The sequence below is a fragment of the Bartonella sp. CM31XJBT genome, assembly GCF_028618555.1.
In the GTDB taxonomy this organism is placed as follows: domain Bacteria; phylum Pseudomonadota; class Alphaproteobacteria; order Rhizobiales; family Rhizobiaceae; genus Bartonella.
The window spans coordinates 31,175-48,569 of sequence record NZ_JAQITD010000003.1 but is presented as its reverse complement, the minus strand read 5'-3'; the positions used below and the strand labels follow the sequence as shown (position 1 = coordinate 48,569).

The window sequence follows — 17,395 nt, the reverse complement described above, 5'->3', positions numbered from 1 at the left end:
CGTAGAACTTGGCTTATCTGTTCCTGAAACAGCTGAATGGTTTGAAATGGTTAGGGTGTCAGTTCTGCATATGCTTGACTCGCTATACAAAAAAATTACGATTTCGTGCAAGCTTTAAAACATAAATACCCTAAAGATATATCCTCTTTGTACATGTTCTTATCATCGTTAAAATGCCTTCTTAAAGCACGACAGGGGATGCTATAAAATTGAGAGCTGTAAAATATATGGGGCAGGGGGTGAGAAGATGGTGTTCAATCGAAGTACTCTATCCTTATTTTTATGGGCTATGCCTGAAAGAGAGAGCTGGAGAGACGATTTGTGAGCAAAGAGAAGTGTTTTGAGGTTGCGTGTCTGCAAGAGCAGAATAGTAGTCGTGGTGATATTTACAAACAATAAATTTGATAAAATTTTACGATTTTGCCAAAAGCCAGTTTATTATAAAAGCTGTTGCTTATACGCGCTCATACAAAAGTTATAAGAAGCCCAAAAGTGCTAAAAAAGTCTTTGTTCTTTTTCAATAAGACGGATCTGCAAACAATATTCAAAAAGTGTTCGTGTTTTTGAAAGAGCATAAAAGGATACTCTTGCAATAGAGAGAAGCGTATTTGTGAGTTACAATTTGTCATGATTTTCGGTAAACACTATTGTTTAGAGCGGTGAGAGAGGGCATGAAAAAATTTTAATATTCAGTTTTTTAAAGAGTGTGGTCAGTCTTTAGGATAGAGCTTGTGTCCCTAGAGCCTATCAAGTGAGCCCGCATAAAGGCTTCAAGAAAGCGAGCACCTATTATACTTTTTGCCAGCGCCCCAATATTTTGACAGCCCTTAGAACGTAAAGGGGCAAGGGAGGTATTTTACCTCTTTCTTGTACTGTTTTACTCCACACGCCAATTCTGCTTGTGATGTGCAAGCCAAGAGATTTTGTTTGACTCACTATGAGGGTTTGACATGAGAAAATCCTATGGTATTCATGATCTTTCATGAAAAACAATGAATTATCCTTATAAATCAATGTGAAAGTGCTATTATGAAGAGAACTCCTTGCACATCTTAATAGCCCATAGAGATTAACTGGGTATCATTTTACATTCTGTACACAGAAGTGTCTTTATAAAAATACTCCATCTTGCGCAGAAAAAAGAACAGCCCGTTAAAAAAGAAAAACATCTCAATGCTTGCTTTTCTTTTTTCCATGAGAGATTTAAATTGATAAGCCTGTCTGAAAAGAGTGCTGTTTATGCCCTTAAAGATACTGCTCTTGTATCAAGATCACTTACTCAGGCGAAAATTGGAGTTTTGCGAGGTAAGCATAAACGCCATTTTTTGCCACAAGTTCGGCATGGGTTCCTTCTTCCACAAGGGCGCCTTTATCCATCACAAGAATACGATCTGCTTTTAAAATTGTTGCCAAACGATGCGCAATGACCAATGTTGTTCGATTTTGCATCAATCCTTCTAAAGCGTCTTGCACCAACTTTTCACTGTTTGCATCTAAAGCAGATGTTGCTTCATCAAGCAGTAAGAGGGGTGCATTTCTTAAAATTGCCCGTGCAATACCAATGCGTTGTTTTTGCCCCCCAGAAAGCATGGTACCACGTTCTCCTACTTGCGTATCCAAGCCATCTGGTAAAGCTTGAATAAATTCAAGTGCATTAGCCGCTTTAGCGGCAGCAAGGATTTCCTCTTCATGGGTAGTTTCAGTTCCAAAAATAATATTATCACGCAATGTTCCATCAAAAATGGCGACATCTTGTGGAACATAGGAAATTGCACTGCGTAAATCTTGTAAAGAAAGGCGATTAATTTCCATGCCATCCAACCGAATTGTTCCATTTGTCGGATCATAAAAACGAAGGATCAAAGAAAAAATGCTGCTTTTTCCTGCTCCAGAAGCCCCAACAAAAGCAACCGTTTCGCCTGCTTTTACAGAAAATAAAAGCGAGCGTAAAACCTTCTCTTGTGGTCTAGAAGGATAGGTAAAATCAACCTGATCAAAAACAAGTTCACCTCGAATAGGTTGCTCCAATGATAAAGGATTTTTAGGTGCTACAATAGTAGGTTGCTCTTGTAACAATTCGGCAAGCCGTTCAGCAGCGCCTGCTGCTTGGATTAATTCTGCTCCCAGTTCCGATAATTGCGCAAAAGTAGAAGCTCCAAAAACCGCATAAAGGACAAATTGCCCTAATGTTCCTCCTGTCATCGTTCCATTCAAAACATCGCGCGATCCAATCCATAAAACAGCAACCACACTGCTAAAAACCAAAAAAATTGCAAACCCCGTAAAAAAGGAGCGCAGGATCACAGAAGCCCGTGCTGTTTGAAAAGCACGTTCTATCAATTGTGAAAAACGTATTGTAACGAGTTTTTCAGCGGTAAAAGCTTGCACAGTGCGAATAGCGCTTACCTGCTCTGTAGCAACAGCATTGGCATCTGCGAGACGATCTTGCGCCGCGCGGGTACGAGAGCGAACTTTACGTCCAAAGACTACCAAGGGAATGGCCACAACAGGAATAGCCGCTAAAACCAACAAAGACAATTTAGCATTGGTGATCACCATCATCACGACGGCTCCGATCACGATAATCAGCTGACGTAAAGCGGTAGAGGCGGTAGAGCCCACAGCTAATTTTATTTGTGTGGTATCTGTTAGAAGCCTTGAAACAATCTCTCCTGAATGTGACCGATCAAAAAAAGCAGGAGAAAGTTTCATAATATGGACAAACACATCACGCCGTAAATCGGCAACAATCCGTTCTCCCAAGGTGATAACACAGTAATAACGGGCTGCTGAAGCAAATGCGAGAAACAAGGCTAAGATAAACAAAATTCCAAAGTAAAAATTGATATGTCCATGGCTTGAAGTAGAAAACCCATGATCAAACATTTGGCGGATAGCCACAGGCAAAGCTAATGTGACAAGAGCAGCAACAGATAACGCTAGAAAAGCAAAGATAAACAACCAACGATAGCGCAAAAGATAAGGAACAAAAATTGCAAGCGAAGAGAATGAAGATTTCTTAGGGGAAGACTTTGTCGATTTTTCTGAACGAGAACGTAATGTCATAAAATTTTGCTCACTGTATTGGATTTGTAACACTTGATACAATGATGTATCTTGAACACTTGTTTTTTGATGCGTGCTCAGTTATAGGAATAAATACTTTAATCAATGTATCAAAAAGACAAAGGAAGTGCACTTAAAAAAACAAGCAAGTGCTATTTCATTCTATAAACGCAAAAGGTTTGACGCATGAAAGCGAATATTCACCCCAACTATCACAAAATTACCGTTGTTATGACGGATGGAACCCAATATACGACGCGCTCTACTTGGGGAAAAGAAGGCGATACTCTTAATCTAGATATTGATCCAAGAACGCATCCGGCATGGACAGGTGGCTCCCAAACGCTCGTAGATCGTGGTGGTCGTCTTTCTAAATTCAAAAATCGTTTTGGTAATATTGGCATGTAAAAGCCTCCTTTTTATGGGGTACAAGGGTTTTAAACAAAACGATTGCAAACGATGAGTTTTTGATCCTATCAAAGAGTGCACTTTAAATATTAATTCAAAAACGCATCCGACATAAACAGATGGGTCTATAAATCATTGTGGTTGCGTTTTTTAAATTCAAAAATTATTTTGAAATACACGCAAAAATCCTTTCTTCCCTAGAGTATAAAGACTTGAAATAAAATAATTGCAAACTTTTCTTCTTTTTTGGAACTGAACATACCCATGGAGAGGAAATTTTTGCCGCTTCTAAAGCTGCCAATGTATTTGAATTTATTCAAGCTTTACCAAACGTCTTTGATACGCAAGTAGAAGAACGTGGTACTATGCTTTCTGGGGGCAAAAACAACGCATCGGTATTGCACGGGCGATTTTAAGAAATGCAGCCCTCTTGTTGCAAGCCGGCACCATCATTGTATTTGCCAACTCGTGGATGTTGCTACAGCCCTTGGCACTTGAGATAATTTATTATAGGCATTTTAAGTCCTTTCTTAATAGTTTTTTTTATTCACGCGGGCTCTCTCCGCTTGGTACGTGCAAAAGACATGGTTTTGATTGGTTCACCATGGAACAGGTTTGAAATGAGAGAATCTTACGGTATTCGGGATTCTCATTCAACATACAAGACAATGAATTATTATTATAAATCAAAATTTTGCTACTTGATGAAGCAAGATTTGCTTTAGATGCAAACAGTGAAAAGTTGGTGCAAAATGCCTTAGAAGGATTGATACAAAATCCTAAATCCTGGTCATTGCACATCGTTTGGCAACAATTTTAAAAGCTGATCGTATTCTCGTGATGGATAAAGGCGCTTTTGTGGAAGAATGAACACACAACTCATTATAAAAAATAATGTTTATGCGCATTTGGCTAAACTGCAATTCTCATCTGAGTAAGTGATCTTGATACAAGAGCAGTATTTTTAAGGGCATAAACAGCACTCTTTTCAGACAGGCTTATCAATTTGAAACTCTCATGGAAAAAAGAAAGGCAAGCATTGAGATGTTTTTCTTTTTTAATAGGCTGTTCTTTTTTTTTGCCTGAGATGAAGTATTTTTATAAAGACACTTCTGTGTATAGAATATAAAACGATATCCAGTTAAATCGCTATGGACTATTAAGATGAGCGAGGAGTTCTCTTTATAACAGCACTGTCACGTTGATTTATAATGATAACTCATTGTTTTTCATGAAAGATCTTACATGGAATTTCTCGTTTCAAATTTGATTATGTTGCATTAGTCAAAACCATGTCTCTTGCATATACCAAGCAGAGAGAGCTCGCGTGAAGTAAAAATACTTAAAGAAAGAATAAGTCTTCTTCATGAAGCGTCTCAAGTTTTAGGGGCTGTAGTAATATTGAGGGGATTAGGAAAGTGTATGATGATGTCGCTTTACTAAAAAAGAGCCGATAAATGAGTAGAAAGACGCTTTTTATCAATTTTATAAAACAAGGTGAGCACGCAGCCATGTTTTGCTGTGTTAGGCTTTTGAGTACTTTGAACCAATATTGTGGGAGTGCATTTTAAGAATTATAAAGCTCTTCTTAAAAGTGCATAAATCATTAGAGCAGTACAATTAAATACAAATTGTTTTATTTTACCAGAAAAAATATCTATATTTTGTGTATTGTTTTTATTAAAATATAATATGTAGTTATTTTCAAATCATATGTACACATAATGATACAATATCGAGGGATCGATAAAAGAGCTGCGTTAAATATTGGTGGGAATAAAAGAGAGCAAGAATGGAAGAAGACATAAAATTGGCAATAGCTTTCATAATAGCTATAATTAAGGTCATTTGGAAATGGGGGAAAAAATGTGGGAGTGTAAGATGCGGCGTTATGATTTTCTGCATCATATGGATGGGGAAGTCGTGGTATTCGGGATACTCAGTGGATTTTTTGTTCGGTTTGGCAATGATAGTGTGTTGTGGGGGAAGCTTAATGCTTGCATTGGCAATTTATCAGAACAAGCATTTAACTGAACAACTTGAGCAAAAAAAGCAAGAGTGCGCTGAACATAAAGATATTATTGCACAAGGGGAACAGAAGTGTCTTCAATTGACTGACCAACTTGAGCAAAAAGAGCAAGATTGCGTTGGATATCAAGATATTATTGCACAATGGGAACAGAAGTGTCTTCAATTGACTGAACAACTTGAGCAAAAAAAGCAAGAGTGCGCTGAACATAAAGATATTATTGCACAAGGGGAACAGAAGTGTCTTCAATTGACTGACCAACTTGAGCGAAAAGAGCAAGAATGCGTTGGATATCAAGATATTATTGCACAAGGGGAACAGAAGTGTCTTCAATTGACTGACCAACTTGAGCGAAAAGAGCAAGAGTGCGCTGGATATCAAGATATTATTGCACAAGGGGAACAAAGGCTTGTTAAAAAAACTCAAAAAGTATCGCAGGAATGGTTGAAACAATGGGATGAGGGAGTAAGGCTATGGGAAAGAGACGTACTGGGGATAAAAAATCCTAGGGAAGATATGAAATTCAGTGGAGATCGGCTTCCATTGGTAAAGGATATTTGTGTTCGAGGGGATCACAAAGTGCGTTTATTGTACAAGCAAGCACTTGGAAAAAAACTTACTTATGAACATTACAAAAAAATATGTAGTCTCTTGGATACCTCGTATTTTAGGAAATTTTTTATAAAAGCAGTGCGATTAATGAGAAGGAATGGAATAACTCTGCAAAAGTTTGTAGATCCTCTTACGAAAAAAAAACGGAGTCAACCTACAATGTTATTACTTCATTGGTGGTTATATGTTCTTGATGATATGATTACAGCTGAATGCAAACAGCACCAAAAGGAAAACTTTACAGGGGAGGATGAAAAGAAAAAATTTACAGATACTTTGTGGGACCACATATCTATAAGTATAGAACACAAAGAGATAGAGAAAATGCTAAAGCTTTCGGAATCTTGGTCTGGTGAGTGTACTTTATTATTATATTGTAAAAAGAATGTGTTGTTGTTGTTGTGTGATATTTCCAGTGATTATAAGGAGGCAAGAGAAACTTTCATTTACTATAAGAAGCTTATTAAAACAGTGAAAAAAGGCTATGTTGCCTTTGATAATGGTTGCCATTCTGTCACAGTTAGAGATGTAATCAATACTTGTAAAGAGAATGACACAAATAGAGCAAAAAAGCTTTCCATTGTTGAAGGGAATCCAACATTTGAAGAAGCTTACAAATTAGGCGTTAAAGAGTGGATGAAATCATCAAATGAGAAATGCGATAACCGATTGATCTTTTGGGAGAAGCTTGTTGAGGAAAAAAAGTTAAAAGAAAAATTAAAAATTATCTTCGGTAATGAGAAGGTAAAGGCGCTGAAAGAGGTTGTTGAAAAAGATAAAGAGCAGCTTGCAAGTGAAATGCAGAAAGCAATTTTGGAAAACAAAGATTTTCATTATTATAAATGTCGTCGGCATTTGATAAACTATTTGTAAAACGGTTGAATAAAGGGGTAGAGAACAGCCCACTGAATCAGTGGTTTTTCTGAAATTTCTGCTATTATGTAGTGGTGGAAAAGAGTGAAAACTCTTAAACATATGCGGCAGCTTTTATGAGAGAGGAGATTTTCGATCAATGGATAGCGCACTGTAAAGAGCATATATTGAGGAGTAAATAGACTGTGTTCTTGCTTTGGGGACGATAATTGCTTCTTGTGGCGTTTTGTTATGATGGGATTTGTGTTTATTGCCTTTTTCAGTTTGTTTGCAGGGGGATTGAGAAAAACATCAGCTTTAATAACATTGGCTAAGCTATAATTGCATCTTTAGGGGGGATGGGGGCTTGATGATTGGTGATGGTGTTTCATTCATCATTTTCTATTGTGTCTGTAAAGAAAGTTGAAAATCCTTTCTCTACATTGCTTTTTTCGGATTTTATAAAATTCTAAGGAGGGGGACTGATTTTAAGGGGCTTTTTAAAAGACTATAAAGTTTAAGCCTTTTTTGAGGGTTTTTTCTAATTTTAGGCGAATGTGTTCATTGCCGGCAATGATATTTTTTTTGCGAAATATATCGCTACCGCTTTCTTTATCGGTGACAAAACCACCTGCTTCACGAACCATCAGTATTCCAGCAGCCATATCCCAAATTTGCAGGTTATCTCCCCAAAAACCATCGGTTTTTTCTGCGGCGACATAAGCTAAATTCGAGAGCAGCAGCACCAAAACGGCGAAGTTTGGCAACTTCCATCATTATATTGCGTAATTCAATAAGATAGGTTCCATGATTTGGACGACCAAAATGAGGCATTTCCCGTGGCAATGACACAATCTTCTAGTCTACGCCGTGCAGAAACGCGACAGCGTCGGTCATTGAAAAAAACACCACACCCGCGTTGTGCGGTGAAGAGTTCATCATTCACGGGATTGTAAATGACACCACCAACGATTTTCCCTTGGCTTTCTAAGGCAATGGAAACAGCAAAAAAGGGAATGCCATGGAGAAAATTTGTGGTGCCATCTCAAAGGGTCAATAATAAAACGGTGTTGTGAATCTTCGCCAATGATTTCTTCTGACTCTTCCATCAGAAAACCAAATTTGAGGCGCGCTTTGCTTAATTCATTGAAAATAATTTTTTCCGCTTTGCGATCTGCTTGGCTGACGTAATCTGCTAGATCTTTTCTGAGGTTTAAATGCCTTTTTTGAGGGTTTTTTCTAATTTTAGGCGAATGTGTTCATTGCCGGCAATGATATTTTTTTTGCGGAATATATCGCTACCGCCTTCTTTATCGGTGACAAAACCACCTGCTTCACGAACCATCAGTATTCCAGCAGCCATATCCCAAATTTGCAGGTTATCTTCCCAAAAGCCATCGGTTCTTCCAGCAGCAACATAAGCTAAATCAAGAGCAGCAGCACCAAAACGGCGAAGTCCGGCAACTTCTGCCATCACATTACGTAATTCAATAAGATAGGCTCCATGATTTGGGCGACCAAAATGAGGCATGCCTGTGGCAATGACACAATCTTCTAGTCTGCGCCGTGCAGAAACGCGACAGCGGCGGTCATTGAAAAAAGCACCACACCCGCGTTCTGCGGTGAAGAGTTCATCATTCACGGGATTGTAAATGACACCACCAACGATTTTCCCTTGGCTTTCTAAGGCAATGGAAACAGCAAAAAAAGGAATGCCATGGAGAAAATTTGTGGTGCCATCTAAAGGGTCAACAATAAAACGGTGTTGTGAATCTTCGCCAATGATTTCTTCTGACTCTTCCATCAGAAAACCAAATTTGGGGCGCGCTTTGCTTAATTCATTGAAAATAATTTTTTCCGCTTTGCGATCTGCTTGGCTGACATAATCTGCTGGTCCTTTCAAAGACACTTGCAAATTTTGCACTTCACCGTAATCACGTACCAACGAGCGTCCTGCTTTCATTGCAGCTTGCACCATGACATTCATGACTGCAGAATGGGCCATTTTTTATTCCTTTATTTATCTTTTTCATTTGCACGACGCAAATAAATCAACTCATTGGTGTCTACAATGATACGTTCACCAGCATTCATAAAGGGGGGAACAAGAATACGAATCCCGTTTTCAAGAATGGCGGGTTTATAAGAGGAGGTAACCGTTTGTCCTTTGATGGCAGGATCGGCTTCCGCAATCGTGACAGCAACTTGATCAGGAAGTGAGATGCCAATAGGCTTTTCTTGATAAAGTTCAACTGTGACGGTCATCCCATCTTGGAGAAACGCAGCACGTTCACCAACAAAATCCTTTTGAAGTTCAAGTTGTTCATAAGATTCTGAATCCATAAAGACCAAAGCATCCCCTTGTTGATAAAGAAATGTGAAATCCTTTTGTTCAAGGCGCACGCGTTCAACGGTCTCAGCAGCGCGAAATCGTTCATTAAGTTTTGTACCATCAATCAAATTTTTCATTTCAACTTGGTTAAATGCACCACCTTTTCCTGGTTTTACAGCGTTGCATTTAACTGCAACCCATAAACTTCCTTGATGTTCGATCACATTACCAGGGCGAATTTCATTGCCATTAATTTTCATCGTTTCTATCCAATTCTATTCTTGCAAAAAGAACTCTCTTGTTGTCTTTATGGCGCTTTTCTTTGCTGCCTTTAACAGTCAAGCTCTTTTGTTATTTTCGGGCTAAAATCCCTTTGATTAACCTTGCGGCTCTCTCATGGTCCTGTGTGCTCTTTATGGGCTTTCTCCTGCTTTTTGCAAAGAGAAAAGCTTAAGTAAAAAAGGACCTTTATGTATTTTTGCTTTTCAGTTCTTTGCAAGACCATAAAAAGCGCTCAGACGCAAGCTTTTTAAAAATTTGCACAAAAATTTTTTAGAATTTTTGGGGAAATTTATCCCGTTGTGTCGTAAAATATCATCATTGATGGCAATGATATAATTGATGGTAATGATATAAGTTCCCTAAAACCATGAGGTGTTTTTAATTAAGAATATGTGAATACGGAGTTTATTATGAGTGTCTCATGGGATAGAGCGTGGTGTGTGTTATCGCGGGGTGTTCGTTTGTATTCTTATCAGAGATCAGCTGTAAAAAGGCTTTCTGTTTTATCGAGGTTAGGATTCTAAATTTTTTTAAAAGCAGGTATTTTTCTGTACTTGATGCGATTTCATCATGAGAGTACGGGGGCTGTTGTTTTGTTAAGATATCAGCATAGAAAAAGGAAAGTAGAACATTTGAGATATCGGCCATTTCTTTTAAGCGCCCTGCGCTGACACGATTTAAGCCGTTTTCATATTTCTGGATTTGTTGGAAAGTAACACCTAAATGTTAACCTAAAGTTGTTTGAGACATTTTTAGCATTTTTCGTCTCAAACGAATTTTTTTTGCCAATGAATTTGCCACTGAAAATGTCGTTGTAAGGATTTTACCAAGACCCTAGAAAATGCTACACGGGATATAGAAAACTCTTCAGCTGCTGCAATCACAGATAGTCCAAGTTTTGCATTTACATCTTCGCGTAACAATTCACTAGGGTGTGGGGCATTTTCATTATTTTTAGTATTCTTCTTTTCTTAAATCTCAAAGCTATAATTTACACTATTTTGTATTGTCACAATCTATAATAAAATTTATCCACTCTGGCTAAAAATGAGGTTTTTTATTGAGGTGCAAATCTCTTTGCCTTTCGCAAGAGCTTTTAAGTCTTTACGTGTAAAATATAGAGTATGTTTACATTAAATAGCGGGTTCATCTGGGCTGAGTATTTATATAAGAACGCGGCTCTCCGTTCACGTTATACTGAAAAAGAGACACTATAGTGCTACTATTTAATCTTATTCTATACCTCAAATTCACACCCATGTTTTGTTGCTTTTGAGGTTGATCTGTATAGATCACATTATATCCATTCCGTCGCAACAGATTGATAAATAAAGGAGTAAAGCTGTCTGCTGTATTATTTTTCTTTATAAGAAGTGTGGTTGTAGCTGGTGGTAAAAACCCTTTGTTACCGCTAATAAATTTGTTAGCAACTAATTGTGCCTGACGCTTTGTAAGACTTTGATCAACATAATTTGATGAATAACTGCCTACAGATGCGCAACCAGCCACCAACACAACCGGTGACAGCAATAAATATTTTAACATCTTTAATTCCCCTTACTTATTGTTGCTCTTTATTTGCAAAGCTCCTCTTCCAGAAATAAGAGCAACTTTACGCATAGCACATTAACAACATATCGGTATCTAATCAATGAATAATGGTTTCAGCTGTAAAGGCTGTTTGAAGTGCTTCTGGTGGCGTATATTTTAATAAACAGCTGCTTTTAGTGATTATGGTAAAAAAGCAATTTTTTGCGTTTGCATGTTAAGATCATGTCCTCTATCACCATTATAAAATGATGTGTTAAGTGTTATTCCAGATTGATCAAAAAAATTTTCAAGCATTGCTTTTTGAGGGATGTCTTTTTTTAAATACGTATGAATGCTTATCCTGTTTGCTGTAAAATACTATCGTTTGAGGTGTGGTGCTATAAGGTATCAAATTTTGCACATGTGATGTTTTTATGAGAGTGTGTGGTGAATATTTGAGGGAGCTTGTCCGGATAATCTTGTGAAATGAACCACATAAAATGGGAAGCTAAAAGAGTTCTGTTCTGAGAAGACGGATTGTTTCCCAACCGGATAGGGAAGGGGCTTCTGTCCTTTGAGGGATGGGAGGCAAGTTAAGAACAGAGAGTGTAGTGCTCTATGTCATGATGTTAAAAGCTTTCATTTTGATCAGAGAGTAATTGTAAAATGGCTCTTTGTTTTATCGAGGTTAGAACTCTAAATCTTTTGAGCAGCAGGTATTCTTCTGTACTTGATGCGATTTCATCATGAGGGTATGGGGGCTGTTGTTTTGCTGAGGTGTCCGCATAGAAAAAAACAAGTGGAACATTTAAGATATCGGCAATTTCTTTTAAACGCCCTGCGCTGACACGATTTAAGCCGTTTTCATATTTCTGGATTTGTTGGAAAGTAACACCTAAATGTTGACCTAATGTTTTTTGAGACATTTTTAGCATTTTTCGTCTCAAACGAATTTTTTTGCCAATGAAAATGTCGTTATCAAGATTTTTGGCTCGCATTTTAAAGCCCCCTCCGAGTGCGAGCGCCCTCGCGTTGGTATTCCGGGAGCTTGAAAATACTGAATCCGAATCAGCCTTTTTGCTTTTAGTGCTTAAAGCACCTGGACATAGCAAAAACTCCCGGAATCCCGGGATACCCAAAAAGCGGGTTTATTTTCGCGTTCGGATTATAGGGTTTTCAAGGCCCTATTGGTCGTTGCGTATGCGACCAAAACACTTTTCAATTCATAAAGTAATTTCAGTAAATTTACAATAAAAAATAGCTTTTTTATAAGAGACAGCGTGTTTTTCATCTAAGCAAAAAGAATGAAAAAATAGAGCTTTCGGAATTTTCGGGATAGCCTAGCTCTTTTGCTTATTGGGTATTGTTTGTTAAGCAAATGATACCAGTGCGTTTTCTTTACCAATGAAAATGTCGTTATCAAGATTTTTGGCTCGCATTTTAAAGCCCCCTCCGGTTGCGAGCGTCCTCGCATTGGTATTCCGGGAGCTTGAAAATACTGAACTCAAATCAGCCTTTTTGCTTTTAGTGCTTAAAGCACCTGGACAGAGCAAAATCTCCCGGAATTTCTATAAATTTTATCTTTTTGATGCAGAGAGGAGTATTTTAAAAAACAGGAAGGAGCTTTATTGCTTCTTTGTGCGCTTTTTCTAGTTGTGCCTTATCCATGCCTTGGAGCATTATTTCAAGATCAGGAGCTTGCATTTTTGCCTCCTTTGCGAGCATATACCATGCCGCTGCCATTATTATATCGCCTTTTGTTCCTGTGCCATCTCGATAAAGCCTTGCAAGGGAAATCTGTGCTGGTGCTACCATGTTGATCGCATTTCTTTGAAGTAAATGAAAAGCACGCTGAAAATCTGTTTCTCCTCCACGCCCCTGTACAAGCCATTGTGCTAAATGAAGTTGAGCTTTTAAGTGGTTGTTTTGAGCCGCTACCTCCATGAGCTTGCGGGCATTGCGATCATCTTTTGGTCGCTTTAACGTGCCTAAGGAAAGAATTTTTGCAGCAGAAAAAGCAGCTTCAGCATCGCCAAGAGCAGCACCTTTTAAGTACCATTTTAAGGCTTGCTCTATTGCTTCATTTTCACGACTTTGGGAAGAAACACCAGGGAGAGCTTGTTTTTCCTGTGAGGCTTTATAAAGAAGCAGTTGTCCATAATAAAAATAGGCTTCCTTGACGCCTGCTTTGACAGCTTTTTGAATGAATTGCGCACCAAGTTCTTGATTTTGTTTTATAAAGTTACCATCAAACAACATAAGTCCATAGCGTAGTTGTGCTTGGGGTTCTCCCTGTTTTGCAGCGCGTTCAAACCATAAAGCAGCACGCGCACCGTCAATAGGAACAGCACATCCTTCCATATAAATTCGGGCAAGAAGAGTTTGTGCAAAAGGATCATTTTTTTCAGCACGTCGGAGTGCTTCACGAAAAGCTTTTAAATAATAACCTTGGATGTAATAGTCATAGGCTTGGTCATAGTCTCCAGCTTTTAAGGGCTGAAAGGGTTCTTGAGTGTTTGAAGCTTCTTGAATCGTATTGAAAGAGCTTTCAGAATTTGAGATTTCTTCAGTGTTTCCCGCTGAAATTACAGCAGAACTTGCAAGCCCAATCACGCCTAAGATAAGCAGCTTCACGCTTCTCTTGATCATGGTGTTTTCTCCTCATTACCGATCAGAATTTTCACATTTTTTTTTCATCATTACAAGCCGTATAAGAATTTCATTTCTATATTACTTTTTATCTCTCAGTTTTTCGTCTTGGTTCAAGGTAGGGTTGGGTAAGTTAAAAAAGTAGCATAAATGTCGACGAGAGACAGACTGTTTAAAACAGTTCTGTTAAAAATAATACAGTCCTGTTAAAAATAATAATGATGAGGGGTTATCGTATGTAAAGATGCTTATCGTCTATTATATCAATGGCTTATCCCCATAAAATGAAAAAATGCTTACAATGGAGGTTGCTTTTTAAAATACGTATGAATGCTTATGAATAGCGTGCGCTATTCGTGTGATGTTAGCTTGCATTCTCATCAGAGATCAGCTGTAAAAAGGCTTTCTTTTTTACCGTTGTTAGAACTCTAAATCTTTTGAGCAGCAGGTATTCCTCTGTGTTTGATGCGATTTCATCATGGTGGTATGGGGGCTGTTGTTTTGTAATGATATCGGCATAAAAAAAGGCAATGGGAACATTCAAAATATCAGAAATTTCCATTAAACGCCCTGCGCTGACACGATTTAAGCCGTTTTCATATTTTTGAATTTGTTGGAAAGTGACACCTAAAGCGTGTCCTAAAGTTGTTTGAGACATTTTTAGCATTTTTCGTCTCAAACGAATTTTTTTGCCAATAAAAAGATCAATATTAAGATTTTGAGATTGCATTTTTCCCCGCCGGTTGCGAGCGCCCTCGCATGAGTATTCCGGGAGCTTGAAAGTACTGAAATCTAATCAGCTTTTTTTGCTTTTAGTGCTTAAAGCACCTGGACATAGCAAAAACTCCCGGAATTCCGGGATACCCACAAAGTGGGGTAAATTCATGTTTAGATTTTCGGGCTTTCAAGACCCTCTTGGTCGTTGCGTATGCGACCAAAACATCTTTTAATTCATAAAGTAATTTTAGGAAATTTACAATAAAAATTAAAATAGTGTCTCTTAACGTGTCGTTTCTTAAAACAGGGAGTTGGCATGTTTTGCATTCAAGCAATAAAGTGTTCACAAAGGGGACTTTGAATAGCACACACTATCGCGTTATGTTAGCTTGCATTCTCATCAGAGATCAGCTGTAAAAAGGCTTTCTTTTTTACCGTTGTTAGAATTCTAAATCTTTTGAGCAGCAGGTATTCCTCTGTGCTTGATGCGATTTCATCATGGTGGTATGGGGACTGCTGTTTTGTTAAGATATCGGCATAAAAAAAGGAAAGTGGAACATTCAAGATATCGGAAATTTTCTTTAATCGCCCTGCGCTGACACGATTTAAGCCTTTTTCATATTTTTGAATTTGTTGGAAGCTTACGCCTAAAGCGTGCCCTAAAGTTGTTTGAGACATTTTTAGCATTTTTCGTCTCAAACGAATTTTTTTGCCAATGAAAATATCATTATCAAGATCTTTGGTTCGCATTTTAAAGCCCCCCGCCGGTCGCGAGCGCCCTCGCATGAGTATTCCGGGAGCTTGAAAATACTGAGTTCTAGTCAGCCTTTTTGCTTTTAGTGCTTAAAGCACCTGGACATAGCAAAAACTCCCGGAATTCCGGGATACCCACAAAGTGGGTTCATCTTTACGCTAGAACTTAGGGTTTTCAAGGCCCCTTTTGGTCGTTGCGTATGCGACCAAAACATCTTTTAATTCATAAAGTAATTTCAGGAAATTTACAATAAAAATAGTTTTTTACTTACAAAATTTGTTTTTTATGAGAGGCTATCCGCTTCTTAAATCTCTCTGGAATGATTGTCAAAATCATGACATTAGCCCCCGTGTTTTTTGAGAGGGTTAAAAAGCCTTAAGTTTTAAGATCAAAAGAACTTTGGACGCTTAAAAGTTAAACATTTTCAATTCGCTAATATTGACAACATAGACAAGAGTAATTATCTCCAATATTCAGGAATAGAAAGGACATATATTATGAAGCCCACCCTTTCTCCGCTAATTTCAGAGTTCGAAACCGTTGAACAGGAAAGCAGCTACACTGCATGGCTGCGCGATAAGGTAGCGAGAAGTCTTGCAAATCCATATCCTCCTATTCCGCATGATGAGGTTATGGCTGAAATGGAAGTTATAATCAGTCAGCTTGAAGCTGAACAGGACAAGTGATGCTTCCGGTTGTTTGGTTGTCTTCGGCGCGCGACAATTTGCGTCAGATGTTACCTATATTGCTCGCGAAAATCCATCTGCTGCGCGCCGAATGAAAAGGTTTTTGGAAGCATCCGTACTGCCATTGGCTGAACATCCATATTTATACAGACAGAGTGAGAAGGTATTAGGATTACGAGAAATTGTAGCGCATCCAAATTACCTTATATTGTATCGAGTAGCTGCACATCAAATCGAAATTGTAGCTGTAGTACATGCCCGACGTGAATTTCCTATTTTTCTTTAATCTAATGAGAGGCTGCCTCTTAAACCTTTCTGGAACAATTACCAAAATCATGACAACAGCCTCCGCGTTTATCAAAGAGACTAAAATGATTTCTTCTACGGTAGTGAATTCACGCGCGGTCTCTTCATTAAAATTTGCACAATCGCTTGCTGTTTGAATAAGAGTGGGGGGTGATCGTTTCTCTGTGCTATAGGATGTGTGTCTGTGGAATGTGGTGGGGTGCCTTGTGGTTTTGGGCGTGCGCTTTAAAAAATAAACATAAGCATTATTCAAATTTACTTTAATGCATGAATTGTATCTGTATTAAAAGAGAAATCAGCTTCTTGTAAGCGCTCTATAAGTTTGGGAAATGTTTCTTTTACGTGTTCTTTAAAAGAAAGGTAGTAAACTCCACCAACATCTGAAAGCATTTCAATGCCTTCTTTTTGTAGAATAGCAATCCTCTCAAGAGAAAGCGCAGACATTAACATGCCCATTTCGAAAATAACGTTTTGTCGTGCACGGGGTTGAATTTTTTCTGCACCTTGAGATATAGCATAACCCATGTCATCATGCGTGAGGAGTACAATACCAAAACTTATAGAACTGTCACAAATTTCTTTTTTCAAAGTTTGAATGATGGGTAAACCATTACCACTCGTGTTTTGTAAGATGTATGGTTCGAGACCAAGCTTGAGAAGAACATTTTCAAGCTCCGTTAAGGCATAACAATCATGACCATGAACGATAAAAATTTTTTTATTTGAAGGATTGGAGGCAGTTTTTGAGGAAGGAATCGTTGATGTTTCTTCTATATGCTTTGCTAAATCTTCTATTAACTTTTGTTTTATGTTTTCTTTGCCTTGAACGTTGATTGTTCCTGTACTTTCATACCAATTAATAACGCCTCCTTCGGAGGTTTTGATCTGATATCCTTTAGAAGAATTAAGTGATAGAGACTTAGTTTCTATGATTTTATATCCAGCTGTTTTAACTATATCTTTAAGGTCTTCGAAGGTGCCGCTATATTTCACTGTTTATATTCTTTCAATATCGCTGGTTATTAATATAAAATGTTGATTTATTTTTATAACTATTTGAATTTAAATAGCTTTATGATTTCATTTTCTTATACAATGCACAAAAAGAGACGGTCACCTTCCATTCAATTGATTGAAACGTGGGAAAACTTGACTAAATGATGGGAAATTTT

General features: G+C 38.0%; 14 protein-coding genes and 3 pseudogenes. 6 read left to right on the top strand and 11 right to left on the bottom strand.

Going from position 1 to position 17,395, the window contains the following annotated elements; translation table 11 throughout:
• Positions 1 to 1,275: 1,275 nt before the first annotated feature.
• Positions 1,276 to 3,066, bottom strand: a complete 1,791-nt coding sequence (locus PVV63_RS02475) for an ABC transporter transmembrane domain-containing protein (protein WP_273790484.1) — start codon at positions 3,064 to 3,066, stop codon at positions 1,276 to 1,278.
• A gap of 186 nt (positions 3,067 to 3,252) precedes the next feature.
• On the opposite strand from PVV63_RS02475, the gene rpmE reads away from it, so the two are divergent.
• From rpmE to PVV63_RS02450, 4 genes and pseudogenes are all read left to right on the top strand, one after another.
• Positions 3,253 to 3,474, top strand: coding sequence for a 50S ribosomal protein L31 (rpmE, locus tag PVV63_RS02470; RefSeq protein WP_005774581.1), 222 nt, complete (start codon positions 3,253 to 3,255; stop codon positions 3,472 to 3,474).
• Between the two features lie 691 nt (positions 3,475 to 4,165).
• Positions 4,166 to 4,412 (top strand): annotated as a pseudogene (locus tag PVV63_RS02460) (ABC transporter); the annotation flags it as partial.
• Positions 4,413 to 5,340: 928 nt separating this feature from the next.
• Complete coding sequence (locus PVV63_RS02455) at positions 5,341 to 5,508, top strand: hypothetical protein (RefSeq protein ID WP_273790483.1); 168 nt, start codon at positions 5,341 to 5,343, stop codon at positions 5,506 to 5,508.
• A gap of 244 nt (positions 5,509 to 5,752) precedes the next feature.
• Positions 5,753 to 6,988, top strand: coding sequence for a hypothetical protein (locus PVV63_RS02450; RefSeq protein ID WP_273790482.1), 1,236 nt, complete (start codon positions 5,753 to 5,755; stop codon positions 6,986 to 6,988).
• Between the two features lie 479 nt (positions 6,989 to 7,467).
• Here the strand turns inward: PVV63_RS02450 and PVV63_RS02445 are convergent.
• From PVV63_RS02445 to PVV63_RS02405, 9 genes and pseudogenes are all read right to left on the bottom strand, one after another.
• Positions 7,468 to 8,172, bottom strand: a pseudogene (locus tag PVV63_RS02445) (inositol monophosphatase family protein); the annotation flags it as partial.
• A gap of 8 nt (positions 8,173 to 8,180) precedes the next feature.
• Positions 8,181 to 8,972 (bottom strand): inositol monophosphatase family protein, encoded by a 792-nt coding sequence (locus PVV63_RS02440; protein WP_273790481.1) that lies wholly within the window; start codon positions 8,970 to 8,972, stop codon positions 8,181 to 8,183.
• Between the two features lie 11 nt (positions 8,973 to 8,983).
• Entirely contained in the window at positions 8,984 to 9,559 is a 576-nt protein-coding gene (gene efp / locus PVV63_RS02435; RefSeq protein ID WP_015856958.1) for an elongation factor P, read from the bottom strand.
• A 430-nt stretch (positions 9,560 to 9,989) separates the two neighbouring features.
• Positions 9,990 to 10,403: pseudogene (locus PVV63_RS02430) on the bottom strand (helix-turn-helix domain-containing protein).
• Between the two features lie 324 nt (positions 10,404 to 10,727).
• A complete protein-coding gene (locus tag PVV63_RS02425) occupies positions 10,728 to 11,126 on the bottom strand; it encodes a hypothetical protein (protein WP_273790480.1) in 399 nt (132 codons plus the stop codon).
• Between the two features lie 614 nt (positions 11,127 to 11,740).
• Positions 11,741 to 12,109: a helix-turn-helix domain-containing protein gene (locus PVV63_RS02420; protein WP_273790479.1), complete on the bottom strand. Its 369-nt coding sequence runs from the start codon at positions 12,107 to 12,109 to the stop codon at positions 11,741 to 11,743.
• Between the two features lie 607 nt (positions 12,110 to 12,716).
• Complete coding sequence (locus PVV63_RS02415; RefSeq protein WP_273790478.1) at positions 12,717 to 13,760, bottom strand: tetratricopeptide repeat protein; 1,044 nt, start codon at positions 13,758 to 13,760, stop codon at positions 12,717 to 12,719.
• Between the two features lie 364 nt (positions 13,761 to 14,124).
• Positions 14,125 to 14,490 (bottom strand): helix-turn-helix domain-containing protein, encoded by a 366-nt coding sequence (locus PVV63_RS02410; protein WP_273790477.1) that lies wholly within the window; start codon positions 14,488 to 14,490, stop codon positions 14,125 to 14,127.
• A gap of 371 nt (positions 14,491 to 14,861) precedes the next feature.
• On the bottom strand, positions 14,862 to 15,263 hold the full coding sequence (locus PVV63_RS02405; protein ID WP_273790476.1) for a helix-turn-helix domain-containing protein: 402 nt from the start codon (positions 15,261 to 15,263) through the stop codon (positions 14,862 to 14,864).
• A gap of 465 nt (positions 15,264 to 15,728) precedes the next feature.
• Here PVV63_RS02405 and PVV63_RS02400 point away from each other — a divergent pair, with 465 nt between their 5' ends.
• The gene (locus tag PVV63_RS02400) at positions 15,729 to 15,917 is read left to right on the top strand and encodes an antitoxin (protein ID WP_273790475.1); all 189 of its coding nucleotides are present in this window, start codon (positions 15,729 to 15,731) and stop codon (positions 15,915 to 15,917) included.
• Complete coding sequence (locus PVV63_RS02395) at positions 15,895 to 16,203, top strand: type II toxin-antitoxin system RelE/ParE family toxin (protein WP_273790474.1); 309 nt, start codon at positions 15,895 to 15,897, stop codon at positions 16,201 to 16,203. Before PVV63_RS02400 ends, PVV63_RS02395 begins: the two co-directional genes overlap by 23 nt.
• Before the next feature lie 275 nt (positions 16,204 to 16,478).
• On the opposite strand, the gene PVV63_RS02390 is transcribed toward PVV63_RS02395, so the two are convergent.
• A complete protein-coding gene (locus PVV63_RS02390; protein WP_273790473.1) occupies positions 16,479 to 17,216 on the bottom strand; it encodes a TIR domain-containing protein in 738 nt (245 codons plus the stop codon).
• Positions 17,217 to 17,395: the final 179 nt, after the last annotated feature.

Excerpts from the sequence above, each read along its gene's own strand:
- PVV63_RS02475 (WP_273790484.1), bottom strand. The coding sequence starts at position 3,066 with ATGACATTACGTTCTCGTTCAGAAAAATCGACAAAGTCTTCCCCTAAG.
- rpmE (WP_005774581.1), top strand. The coding sequence starts at position 3,253 with ATGAAAGCGAATATTCACCCCAACTATCACAAAATTACCGTTGTTATG.
- PVV63_RS02455 (WP_273790483.1), top strand. The coding sequence starts at position 5,341 with ATGTGGGAGTGTAAGATGCGGCGTTATGATTTTCTGCATCATATGGAT.
- PVV63_RS02440 (WP_273790481.1), bottom strand. The coding sequence starts at position 8,972 with ATGGCCCATTCTGCAGTCATGAATGTCATGGTGCAAGCTGCAATGAAA.
- efp (WP_015856958.1), bottom strand. The coding sequence starts at position 9,559 with ATGAAAATTAATGGCAATGAAATTCGCCCTGGTAATGTGATCGAACAT.
- PVV63_RS02425 (WP_273790480.1), bottom strand. The coding sequence starts at position 11,126 with ATGTTAAAATATTTATTGCTGTCACCGGTTGTGTTGGTGGCTGGTTGC.
- PVV63_RS02420 (WP_273790479.1), bottom strand. The coding sequence starts at position 12,109 with ATGCGAGCCAAAAATCTTGATAACGACATTTTCATTGGCAAAAAAATT.
- PVV63_RS02415 (WP_273790478.1), bottom strand. The coding sequence starts at position 13,760 with ATGATCAAGAGAAGCGTGAAGCTGCTTATCTTAGGCGTGATTGGGCTT.
- PVV63_RS02410 (WP_273790477.1), bottom strand. The coding sequence starts at position 14,490 with ATGCAATCTCAAAATCTTAATATTGATCTTTTTATTGGCAAAAAAATT.
- PVV63_RS02405 (WP_273790476.1), bottom strand. The coding sequence starts at position 15,263 with ATGCGAGGGCGCTCGCGACCGGCGGGGGGCTTTAAAATGCGAACCAAA.
- PVV63_RS02400 (WP_273790475.1), top strand. The coding sequence starts at position 15,729 with ATGAAGCCCACCCTTTCTCCGCTAATTTCAGAGTTCGAAACCGTTGAA.